This window comes from Bacillus sp. D386, from assembly GCF_006346415.1.
In genome coordinates this window covers 486398-498857 of sequence record NZ_VEMV01000004.1, presented here as the reverse complement: position 1 = coordinate 498857, position 12460 = coordinate 486398, and the positions used below count along the sequence as shown (strand labels likewise).

Annotated in this window: 10 protein-coding genes and 1 other annotated feature; of the genes, 4 read left to right on the top strand and 6 right to left on the bottom strand. The window is 35.8% G+C overall.

Annotated features, from left to right (window positions below):
- Positions 1–33: 33 nt before the first annotated feature.
- Complete coding sequence (argR, locus tag FHY45_RS14355; RefSeq protein ID WP_066106440.1) at positions 34–489, bottom strand: arginine repressor; 456 nt, start codon at positions 487–489, stop codon at positions 34–36.
- 142 nt (positions 490–631) lie between these two features.
- Positions 632–842: a binding site (T-box leader), on the top strand.
- A 52-nt stretch (positions 843–894) separates the two neighbouring features.
- Here argR and argS point away from each other — a divergent pair.
- Positions 895–2580 carry an arginine--tRNA ligase gene (gene argS / locus FHY45_RS14350; RefSeq protein ID WP_139892260.1) on the top strand — a complete coding sequence of 562 codons (1686 nt, stop codon included), beginning with the start codon at positions 895–897 and terminating at the stop codon, positions 2578–2580.
- Positions 2581–2659: 79 nt separating this feature from the next.
- Here argS and FHY45_RS14345 read toward each other — a convergent pair whose 3' ends face one another.
- The 4 genes from FHY45_RS14345 to rodA form a co-directional block, all read right to left on the bottom strand.
- Positions 2660–3283 (bottom strand): hypothetical protein, encoded by a 624-nt coding sequence (locus tag FHY45_RS14345; RefSeq protein ID WP_139892259.1) that lies wholly within the window; start codon positions 3281–3283, stop codon positions 2660–2662.
- 85 nt (positions 3284–3368) lie between these two features.
- Positions 3369–4055 (bottom strand): Crp/Fnr family transcriptional regulator, encoded by a 687-nt coding sequence (locus tag FHY45_RS14340; RefSeq protein ID WP_139892258.1) that lies wholly within the window; start codon positions 4053–4055, stop codon positions 3369–3371.
- Between the two features lie 414 nt (positions 4056–4469).
- Positions 4470–5597: a sensor domain-containing diguanylate cyclase gene (locus tag FHY45_RS14335; protein WP_066106428.1), complete on the bottom strand. Its 1128-nt coding sequence runs from the start codon at positions 5595–5597 to the stop codon at positions 4470–4472.
- Between the two features lie 243 nt (positions 5598–5840).
- Positions 5841–7013, bottom strand: coding sequence for a rod shape-determining protein RodA (rodA, locus tag FHY45_RS14330; protein ID WP_066106425.1), 1173 nt, complete (start codon positions 7011–7013; stop codon positions 5841–5843).
- A 341-nt stretch (positions 7014–7354) separates the two neighbouring features.
- Between rodA and FHY45_RS14325 the strand changes: the two genes are divergently transcribed.
- Both FHY45_RS14325 and FHY45_RS14320 read left to right on the top strand, forming a co-directional pair.
- A complete protein-coding gene (locus FHY45_RS14325; protein ID WP_066106422.1) occupies positions 7355–8206 on the top strand; it encodes an MBL fold metallo-hydrolase in 852 nt (283 codons plus the stop codon).
- A gap of 644 nt (positions 8207–8850) precedes the next feature.
- Positions 8851–9432, top strand: a complete 582-nt coding sequence (locus tag FHY45_RS14320) for a YdcF family protein (RefSeq protein ID WP_066106420.1) — start codon at positions 8851–8853, stop codon at positions 9430–9432.
- A gap of 70 nt (positions 9433–9502) precedes the next feature.
- Here the strand turns inward: FHY45_RS14320 and FHY45_RS14315 are convergent, their stop codons facing one another.
- Positions 9503–10015 (bottom strand): acyl-CoA thioesterase, encoded by a 513-nt coding sequence (locus tag FHY45_RS14315; protein WP_066106417.1) that lies wholly within the window; start codon positions 10013–10015, stop codon positions 9503–9505.
- Between the two features lie 202 nt (positions 10016–10217).
- Here FHY45_RS14315 and FHY45_RS14310 point away from each other — a divergent pair, with 202 nt between their 5' ends.
- Positions 10218–12344, top strand: coding sequence for an MMPL family transporter (locus FHY45_RS14310; protein ID WP_139892257.1), 2127 nt, complete (start codon positions 10218–10220; stop codon positions 12342–12344).
- The last annotated feature ends 116 nt before the right edge of the window (positions 12345–12460 follow it).

Sequence of the window (12460 nt, the reverse complement as noted above, 5' to 3'; positions counted from 1 at the left end):
GCATATCATACTTGAAATATAAAAAAATATTTCTTATAAATTTGCAACTGTTCTTAACCTTTCTTCCAGGGCCTCTGCTTGATGGATTGTACGGCAAATAATCATACAGGTATCATTCCCACATATAGTTGCCGCCTTCTCTTCCCACTCAAGTTCATCTAAAATTGCCCCAAATGAGTGGGCATGGCCAGGTAATACTTTTAGGATAATAAAATATTCTATTCTTTCAATATTTAATAATGCGTCTTGCATTTTTTTACGTAGTTTCATTGTGTCATTGTACTTATGATCTCCGATAAATCCATACTTCGTCCCTCCGGTCTTAGATGGATATTTTACCAGGCTTAATTCCCGGATATCTCGAGAAATGGTGGCTTGTGTAATATGCAACCCTTGCTTAGATAATTCTTCGACCAGCTGTTCCTGAGTTTTAATTTCATTATTCTGAATTACCTGCTTAATAATAGCGAGTCTTTTTTCCTTATTCATAATAAAATACTCCTTTTACTAAGTTCTATAATTCTATTTATACTCATTTGTGCATAGATGAGCAATATATTCATACAAAAGAATATTTTGTATTGACTTTCTATTCGGAATTTCTATACTATTTGTATATAAAATAATAAAGATAATATTTATGATGAAGAATAGTACTTAAAATACAAATTATAGCGAGCCGGGAATGGTGAGAGCCTGGTATTAATGGTTTTAAGGAACGCCCTTCTGAAATGCTCATTCGAACAACTTTAGTAGTTTGGGCCGGACTTTTCCGTTATAAAGTTAAGGTGGTTCATTAGAACAAGCAGAGTGGTACCGCGGGTTTACAGCCCGTCTCTTAAAGATTTTTAAGAGGCGGGCTTTTTTTATTATATTTTACTGGAGGCTGAGGATATGGATATAAAACTAGATGTAGCTTCTCATATGAATGAAGTACTAAAAGGTGACTTAAATCTTGAAACATGCTTGTCTTTGGTCGAAACCCCAAAGAACAAAGAGCATGGAGATTTGGCATTTCCCTGTTTCACTCTCGCAAAACTGTGGAAGCAATCTCCGCAGAAAATTGCAGTAACATTAGCTGACCAACTAAAGGATGAACGTTATGAGGATGTAAAAGCTATTGGACCGTATGTTAACTTTTTCCTCGATAAAAAGTCTATCAGTGAAAGAGTAATGAATACGATATTAACTGATCAACATCAGTACGGCACACTTTCTCTTGGACATGGTGAAAATATCGCAATTGATATGTCTTCACCCAATATCGCCAAGCCCTTTTCGATGGGGCACCTTCGCTCCACAGTAATCGGAGCCTCTATAGCCAATATTATTAAAAAATGCGGTTATACCCCTGTTAAAATTAATCACATTGGTGATTGGGGCACTCAATTCGGAAAATTAATTGTAGCCTATAAAGCTTGGGGAAATGAAGAAAAAGTTAAAAAGAGTCCCATCAGCGAACTTTTAAAGTTATATATTATCTTTCATGAAAAAGCTGAAACAGAACCTGAGCTAAAGCAACAGGGACGTGACTGGTTCAAAAAACTGGAAGATGGGGACGAAGAAGCCACGAAATTATGGAAATGGTTCAAAGAAGAATCCCTGAAAGAATTCGAGAAAATATATGAGCTGCTTGGCATTCAATTCGACTCTTTTAATGGGGAAGCTTTTTATAATGATAAGATGGCAGAGGTTATAGAAATAATTGAGAATAGCGGCCTGCTTGTAGAAGATCAGGGTGCCATGGTAGTCAAATTAGAGGAAGAGGGATTAACACCTTGTTTAATCAAAAAATCCGATGGTGCGACTCTTTATGTAACACGGGATTTATCAGCTGCTTTATACCGTTACCGTACCTACGACTTTGCCAAGGCTGTATATGTAGTCGGAAATGAACAATCCTTACATTTTAAACAGCTTAAAGCTGTTTTAAAGAAACTTGGATTTGACTGGGCTGACGATATTTCACATGTACCATTCGGAATGATTATGAAAGACGGCAAAAAAATGTCAACTCGTAAAGGAAGAGTTGTCCTCCTCGAGGAAGTGCTGGCCGAATCAATCGAGCTTGCTCGTAAGAATATTGAGAATAAAAATCCTGATTTAAATAACAAAGATGAGGTTGCAAAACAAGTAGGCGTAGGAGCTGTTATATTCAACGATTTGAAAAATGACCGTATGAATAATATTGAATTCTCGCTCGAAGACATCCTAAAATTCGAAGGTGAAACCGGTCCCTATTTACAATATACAAATGCTCGTGCCCATTCTATTCTTAGAAAGGCCTTCACTCCTGCTAGTGCATCAGCAGGCTTGAGTGATGAATATAGCTTTGATATTGTAAAGCATTTGCTGGCATTTCCATCCGTGATTGAGCGGGCTTTCGAAAAAATGGAGCCATCCGTTATTGCTAAATACTTGATTGACTTGGCTCAATCATTTAATCGCTATTATGGACATATACGCATATTAGAGAATGACAGTGAATTGCAAAATCGCTTGGCTTTAATAAAATCAATTACCATCGTTCTTGAAGAAGGCATGCATTTATTAGGAATGGAAGCACCGCAGGAAATGTAATCCCAGCTAACCTTCAATAAAAAATATCGGAGAACCGCTTCTATGATACACGGTTCTCCGATATTTTCTATTAAGACCATTATGATTGAATTGTAAATTCAGGTACCCCTTCGAAAGCGGCTAATTCATCAGCTGTAAATTGCACTCTAATCTCTTTTTTTTCATGAACCTGTAAATAAGCTGTTACTTGTTTTTCTTTCTTTACCGAATCGGAAACAGGAAAATGCAACGTTACCTGCTGTGATTGATGCTCATAATTTTGCAGTATAATTTTGCATTCATACAGATTACCTTCATCCTGCTCTTCTATTGTACATTCGCTTTCCAAATATTCTATAGCATTAGCTCCATTCTCAGCAGCATAAATATACGTTTTGGCAGAAGTACTTAATAGACTGTTAATTACAAAAGGAATAGCAAACAATAAGACAACCAAGAATACCGGTTCAAATTTCATATATTTCTTTAAAATCTGAGGATGCTCCATAAATAGCCATTTCAAAAATAACAAGATTCCGCTGACCTGAATGATAATGGATACAATCCAAACATAAGAGACCCCAATCTCGGCTGTAACAGGAATAGAGTACGCTTGAAACAGTTGATGGCCTATAGTTTCATCCTGACCGGGCCATTTCAGTTGTAATACTAACCCCCAAATAAATATAACTGCTCCCAGTGTATGATAGGAAGTTTTGATCACATTACCCCTCCATCCCTTTAGTATAATATTCCTATTATAGTAGGGAGATGGAGAGATTTTCAATTAATCAGTTCATAAATTTTCCTCATATAACTTCTTCTTCAAAATATTCAGGTTTATGAATATGAAGCATTCGATCTTTTATGGATAGAATCTGATTCTTCTTTAATTTATTTACGACCATACTTACGGTTTCTCTGGAGGTTCCGGACATAACAGAAATTTTGGTTGTTGTAATCGGACAGTTAATACGAATGACCCCTGATTCTTCTTCACCCAAATCATTCATTAAATAATCAATCGTATTCAACACTCTTACATGTGCACTAGGGGTCATAACGTTTTTAACTCGATTTTCTTGTACCGCAAGCAACTCATTGACTTGTAGGATTACTTTTTTAAGAAGTGCAGAGTTTTTTGCCACAATACTTTCGAATGCATCCGCTACCATATAGAAGACCCGAATATCTGTTTCTGCAACGGCACTGTGATTGTAGTCCTCATTTTTAAATAAGCCCATATAAGGAAAGACCGTGTTCTTTTTGACGTAACTTGTATATAATAAGCTACCCTGTTGATTCGATTTTTCAAGCATAACAAAGCCTTCAAGCAATATATATATCCTGAGTCTCGGATCTCCTTCAAAAAATAGATATTGACCCTTCTTATATGTTCTTTCATATATAAAAGGCTCCAGTTCTTTTATCTCTTTTTCTGATAAGCACGAAAATAGGTCAACTTGTCTTAATAATTGAATTGCTTTTGCTTTCATTCGAACACCCACTTATATGTATTGTTCAGTTTACTATCAATTCTTCTATTAAATTCAGCTTGCAAACAAGATATGTTTTGAGCTGATAACAATATAAAAATCCCTTTAAGGCAAGATTTTACTTAACCTTATTTCACTCCATTGACATACAAACATATCTGATGCTGATCGATTGGGCCTCATCCTTGCAGTAATATAGTATAAGGCCAAGTACTCGGACGTATGATTTGAATGTAGTTTCTATTCTATTACAATCAAAATATACAATATCCTTTCTTTAATATTATCAAAAAATTATATTAAAATAATTAAAAGTAGATAAAAAAACAAAAAAGTATGTATTTTTAATAAATTCATTATTAAAATACATACTTTTTTATCACTCTATCCATATTTATTTAATTGGAACGTCATTTACATTCTCGCAGCACTACTTATTTTTGCCTGATTCAATTCAACATTTGCTTCTTCTATAAGAATAGAGTAATCTAAATTGTCTGTCGCTACCCGTGTAGACGCTCCCATAGATACAGTGAAATCAATTATATTAGATGCTAATTTATTTTCATCTACAAGCTGAATAAGCCCATTTCTTAATTCGGCTTGCCTCTCTCTTATTTGTTTACCAAATAGTCCTGAAAAGATGACAGCAAATCTGCTTCCCTCTATATGAGCTACCACTCCCTCTCCGTTCACTGCCACGCATAATTTTTTAGATACTTCCATTAATACTTGGTCACTATAGGTAAATTCCTGATCTCTCCTATACTCCTTCGTATAATCAATTTCGATTAAATATAATGTAACAGGTGTTCCAGACTTTTTAGATTCAAGCCAAACCTCAGTTAAATAAGAATTAAAATAACGTCGATTTGGGATATTTAAAATATAATCTGTGAATGACATTTGCCGTAATTGTTCATTTTTTTCATTTAATAGTTTTATTGAATTAAATTGGTCAGTTATCTCACTGAATACGAGTACAACTGCTTCTATATGTTTATCTGCATTTAAAACAGGATTGGCACTAACTTCGAGCCAAATAGGCTGTTGAAATTTGAAATTTTTTATGCCTATAACTTCTTTTTCAACCGGTTTACACGTATTTAATGAAACCGATATTGGGATATCATTTTTATGCATTAGATTTCCATTTCTGTCTACGAGTCCCCATAGGCCATCAATCAATGATACAGAAGAAGCACTTTCAGCTGCTATTCCAAGGATCTCACTCCCAACTCGATTTATATCAATAATTTTCCCTTGGGAATCACTGATAATGATTCCATATAAAATCGAATTAATAGATTGTCCCCTCTCCATATCACCCACGTTTATTGGCTGTCTGGATATGTAATAGGATTGAAGACTAATAACAAAAATCAATAAACCAGAGAGGAGGATTGTTCCAAATTCCAAATGTTCATAATCAAATAGGATTACTATAAAATTCAAGCCTAATAACAAGAGAAACAGAGTGAGAAATACCGGATAATATCCTATAAATAAACCCGGTAATTTTCCATATGACTTTTGTCTCATTCATTCACCTTTTCTTTACATATTATTTATATAGTTCGCACTTATGTGGTTTTATATGACTATCTCTTTATTATAAAATAAAAAATAACAATAACTGCCATGTAACATATTCTTAAACTAAATATAAAATAGTAATTTATCATTCATAAAAAACATCTATTTTGAGCCATATTAGATTGTTATTAAACAAAAAATACCCCCTGCCGATTTAAGATCAGCAAGAGGTATTCAATGTTAATTTCCTTATGAAGATGTAGAAAACATGTATTTCTTATGATGGTATCTTATGCTGAATATTAATCCGAGCGCCATCATATTGCCGAGCAATGAACTTCCCCCATAGCTTAAAAATGGTAAAGGAATACCGGTAATCGGCAGCAAGCCGATCGTCATCCCAATATTTTCAAACACATGGAAAGTCAGCATACAGATTACACCAACACATATATAGGTATTAAAATCATTTTTAGTTTCAAGTCCAATTTTTGTCATGTTATAGATCAATAAGAAGAATAAGCTGATGACAATACTTGAACCAAGGAATCCGTATTCTTCTCCAATGACAGCAAATATGAAATCTGTGTGACCTTCTGGCAAGTAAACTTCCCTATTTCCAAATCCCTTACCGGATGTGGTGCCGGATCCAATCGCTAATAGTGATTTAATTAACTGGTATCCTTCTGAGGAAGTATAGTTATACGGATCAAGCCATGCATATATACGCCCAAATTGATACTGTTTAACATGGAAATATTTCTCCATAATATTTGGATGCCATACAACGAGGTAAAAAATAACTCCAACTAACAGTGTGCCACCGCCAAATATCGGTAAAAGCAATTTCCAAGTGATACCCGATACAAAAATCATCCCAACCATAATCGCAATCATGACAAGAGAAGTACCCAAATCGGGCTGTTTCATGACAAGCAAAATCGGAATAGCTGTAGTAAGTACGATTTTACATAAAAGGATGAAGTCCGTTTGAAGTGTTTTAATCCGATGCTTCAAATGATGATTTTGGATAAGAGCCGCCAACGCCAAAATTAGAAATACCTTCATAAATTCCGATGGCTGAATTGAACCAATACCAGGAAATCTAAACCAGCTCTTTGCTCCATTGACAACTGGAGCAATACTTGTTGGTGCAATTATAATGGTCATCAATAGAAATAAGCCAAAGAAGTATAAATACCAGCTCATTTTTTTCATTTGGTCAGCATCAAATCTCATGATCACAAATGCAAGGCTGATTCCTACGATATACCAGACAATTTGCTTTACAAGAAAGTTTTCGGCATATTGACCTGTCGTTTGTGCACTATATATAGCCATACAGCTTGTTATAAAAAGCAAAAATACAATAAATAGAAGACCATAATCTATTCTCGACGTGAAATTTTTATTGTTAGACATGATAAACCACCATATTCATTACTAGTTAGGCCAGTAGCCATTTTCTTTATTATACTTGAACAAGATAAAATCACAACTGACACGGCATCAAGAATATAATTCCTGAAAAAGATAATTATACATATAAATCATTATCAATTCCACTTTCTGCAATACAGTTCTTCTTTTTACTATTTTTAATGGATTCTAATTGTACCAGTTTTATAGATTTGAACTACAAACATTTGCATCTGCAAGGAATCTTAAAATCGTTAATTTTTTCTATTTTCCATGATTAGTGTTAATGAGAAAAGTAATAAGGGTACATACTACTAAAGAGCTGACTAAAGGAGTGATCTTTTATGGAACATAAATCTAAACAAACATTCCGTCATACATATATTCCTTTAACTTCCTCTACAAGCGGAATGGGTATTGAGGTAAAAGAAGATATTTATGTCCTGAATACGCAAATTGTCAATGTGACACTGGCCGGACTTCCTAATCAAGACAATTTTGTTCTGATTGATGCCGGTATGCCTAAAGCAGATGACGAAATTATTGAAGCAGTAAACAAACGGTTCGGTGAAGGCAGTATGCCAAAAGCGATTATTTTAACACACGGCCACTTTGACCATGTTGGTGCACTCGAAGAATTACTGGATAAGTGGGATGTGCCCGTATATGCACATGAGCTGGAAATCCCTTATTTAACCGGACAAAAGAATTATCCTGAACCTGACTATAAAGCAGAGGGCGGACTTGTTCCGGATATTGCCCGCTTCTTTCCTAATCACGGCATTGATCTTGGCAATAAAGTGCAACCTCTTCCTGCTGATGGGAGTGTTCCTGAAATGCCTGGATGGAGATGGATCCATACGCCTGGGCATACACCTGGACATATTTCATTATACCGAGAAGATGACGGCTTCCTGATTGCCGGAGATGCATTTGTTGGTGTAAAACAGGAATCCCTTTATAAAGTCCTTACTCAAAAACAAGAAATCAGCGGTCCGCCCCGTTATTTCACAACAGACTGGAAAGCCGCAAAAGATTCAGTCATACAATTAAACCAGCTAAATCCAAACTTTGCTGTAACAGGTCATGGTCTTCCTCTCCTTGAGGAATATTTAAAAAAAGAGCTTAACATCCTAGCATCCAATTTTGATGAGATGGCCATTCCGAAACACAGTATTTACAAGGAAGAAGAATAGGCACTTTTTTCAAATGGACACCCTTTTTGATGCCTCTATAGACAATCGAGAATGTCCTGTTAAATCACCTTCTATAAAAATAAAAAAAGAGATTAGATAGTTTCTCTACCTCTAATCTCTTTTTTCATTTCTCTATTTCCGTAATCGAAGGATCCTTCAGTTAACATACAAAGAGACTCAATCATAAACAGCTGATAAATTTAAAATACATTTGTCATCGGTTACTTATAAAATACGAATCAGCTGATTGTGCAGGTTCCGTATTCTAACATTACAAGAAACTCAACTATATATTTCATTTCTCTATCCCTGTACCCTCTATCACATTCGTTCACATAATCTGTAAGGTTAGAATGATTCGCACGAATTATGCTGCAATTCCATTTAATTTTAAGGATATAATAAATATTTTTACTTTGTTCGCCTTTTCCAGTGACTTACCTCTACGAAACAAACACGTTGATTGAGCCTCTTTATAGGTTAAAACTTTGTATATGATCCTTCTGCCTTAATAATAACTCATATCCCATTCAAATAAATGCCTACATTTTGAACTTTTTGTTAATTATTACCTGTTTATTTTACACACCCCTCCATATTTCCTTTATGATTATCTTAGAAATGCTGAAAAGGAGCTGCCAAAGGTGAAAAGGATTCTATTGATAAGTTTTACAGCTATTATCATAATCTTACTTATTTACATATCCATTCTTCAATTCAATATGTATCGCTACGCAAATCAAGAACAGGAGAAAACAATTGATTATATTATTGTACTCGGGGCAAGAGTAAAAGGTGAAACACCATCTCTGTCACTAAAGTACCGTATTGATGCTGCGGCTGACTTTTTAATAAATCATCCTAAATGTATGGCAATCCTATCCGGTGGCCAGGGAGATGGTGAGGATATTTCAGAAGCTGAGGCAATGAAAAGAGGATTAGAGGAATACGGTATACCAAGCAACAGATTAATTCTCGAAGATGCTTCGACAAACACGAAAGAAAACATATCATTTTCTAAAGAACTTATACCAAGCCACCTAAATTCTGGTGCCGTTGTAACAAATGATTACCACCTCTATCGAACAATCAAAATAGCTGAGAAACTAGATTTAAAATTAACTGGAATCCCAGCTAAAACACCTAAAATTTCAAGGCTGAAGTCACATGTCAGGGAGTACGCGGCTATAACATCCTATCGGCTAAAAAAAGACATTAGCTGGTGATTGGAATCAAAAAAAAGAAATGTAGATTATGGCTGTCCCATTTTCTGCATTTCTTTTTAGTAACATCTTGTTATTCCCACGGTCTTTTTGTTGTGATGTATTCAGCAAGCTCCTTACTTTGGATACGATGAAGTTTTCGTTTAGCAGCGCGAATGCTCCCTGTCTCATTCAGTTTCTTCTCTTCCTCAGTTTCAGGGACGATGGTTGGAACACGACATGGCCTTCCTCCTTCATCTAGTGCAACAAAAGTAAGAAATGCTGTGGCTGCAATTTTACGTTCTCCACTCATTAAATTTTCAGCAATTACCTTTACAAATACCTCCATAGAGCTCTTACCAGTATAGGTCACATATGACTCCAAACATACAGAGTCCCGGGTTGTAATGGGATTTAGAAAATCTACAGAATCTGTTGAAGCCGTAACCACCGTTTTACGGCTATGTCTCGTCGCTGAAAGTGAAGCTGTCATATCAATATCACTCATTAACTTTCCGCCAAATAACGTATTATGATCGTTTACATCGCTCGGAAATATACGGTTTGTTTTTACAATTCTTGTTTCACTGCATGTCTTTGTTTCCAAGTTGTTACCTTCTTTCCTTCTACGCTCATTTATTCTTTTTATATCTTACTATATGGAATGTTTCAACCAATACGATTCAGTGTACAGACAATATTAGTACAATTTAAGGAATCATCAAATTTGATAAATTGTTGTATAAATTATTTAATTAAATTATGGTATGCGTATAATTCCCATAACCTTTCCTGAAGGAGGAATTTAATTGAAGAGATTATTAGCCGCACTAACAGATAGGGTTACTACTAAACGCGGCATGTGGATAACGTTAATTGCATGGTTAGTGGTGACCTTAGGATTATTCTTATTTGCACCAAGTGCCAAAGATTATGATGTGTCGAGTATACAAACATTACCTGATGATGCAAAATCCGTTATTGCCAACGAAGAACTGAACAAATATTTTAAAGATGATCAGGGGGTCCCAGCCCTTTTAGTATTCTCAGCTGAGTCAGGAAAAGCAGACACGCAGACAATAAGTCAAGCGATGGATGTGATCATTAAGGAAGATATAAAAGGAGTTAAGGAAGCTGTTCCTTTTTCTTCACTGCCTCCACAGGCACAGGTACAATTCTTATCAAAGGATGGAACAACAGCTGTTGTACCGCTTAATTTTGAAAGCTCACTTGAGTCAAAAGAGATTCAAGCCGGTATTGAGGATATCTATGCTGCAGTAGAAGATACCACTGCTGATATGACATTCAAGATTACTGGACCGGCGGGAATTGCCGCTGATACATTGGGCTTATTTTCAAAAGCCGACCTTGTCTTATTATTTTCAACAGTTGGATTGATTTTAGTCCTGCTAATTGTTATTTATCGTTCCCCATTATTGGCACTTATTCCGCTTTTGGCTGCTGGTTTTGTGTATATAGTAGTAGATCAGTTACTCGGAATAATGGGGAAAGCTGGTTTGGAAATGAGCACGCAATCTCTCTCCATTATGACCATTCTCTTATTTGCAGCTGTAATAGATTATTCTCTATTTGTCTTTGCACGATATCGAGAAGAACTGAAACGTTATACCAGCAAGCATGAAGCAATGAGTTTGGCGATGCGAGAAACAGGCGAACCTGTTTTCTTCTCAGGCGGGACGGTTTTGGCTGCCATGCTTGTCCTATTCCTAGCTAAAAATGGGGACTATCAAAGCTTTGCACCTACCTTTGCCACAACGATGTTTATCATCATGATCGCATCAGTGACACTCGTTCCGGCTTTATTTACCCTATTTGGCCGAAAATCCTTTTGGCCTAAGGTCCCTCAGGTTGGGGAAAGCATTCAAACAAAAGCTACTTTCTGGTCCAGAACTGCAAACTTTGTTACCACCAAGCCTTTAATGGCTGGAGGAATTGTATTTGCTATTCTACTTATCTCTGCCTTAAACATATTTAATATAAAATATGAATTTGATACAGTAAAAGGATTCCCAGAGGATATGCAATCTCGCGAAGGCTATGAGATTGTGGAAGAAAAGTTCGATAAAGGTGACTTGGCACCAACAACCGTTTTACTTAAATCTGAACAATCTATTTCAAAAGACCAAAGTGAAAAACTTGCAAAAACACTTGAAGAACAAAATCTAGTGGCAAGTATTCGCCAATCAGGTGCTACTGAAGATGGAAAAGCACTACAGTACAGCCTTTCATTTTCAGAAAGTCCATATGCATTAGAATCCTTAGATGCTTTAGAGTCCATACGAGACAAATCAGATAAGCTCTTAAAAGATGCAGACATTGATGGGGAGCTATACTTCGCTGGAGAAACTGCTACAAAAGTGGACGATCGAACCATTAATGATCGGGATATTATCGTGATTGTCATTGCAGAAACATTACTCATTTTAGTCCTACTGTTTGTTCTGACCAGATCCTTCAAGATGCCGATTTATATGATGGGAACGATTTTGCTATCCTTCCTGGCAGCTCTAGGCCTTGGAACATTTTTAACAGATATCCTATTTGGTATTGATGCTATTAACACCCGTGTACCGCTGTATGCTTTCGTTTTCCTTGTAGCACTGGGTATCGATTATAATATTATTTTAATATCCAGATACAAAGAAGAACGTGAAAAGCACCCTGTTAAAAAAGCTGTAGAAATCGCGGTGGCTAATACAGGCGGTGTCATTTCCTCCGCTGGAATCATTCTTGCGGCCACATTCGCTGTATTAATGACACAGCCCATAGCCGTTTTATTTGTTTTTGGTTTTATTGTAGCAATAGGCATTATATTGGATACATTCCTTGTAAGAGGCCTATTACTGCCTTCTCTAATCCTGTTCTTTGAAAAAGATGCAGATCAACAGAAAGAAGTTCATTCAACTAAACTGTAATTTAACCCACCAATACCCGGTATTGATGACAGGATTTAAATGTCACCGATACCGGGTATTGATATTTTATAGTTTGGAAAAGAATAATTTGATCCGTCTTTCATTATATTCACCAA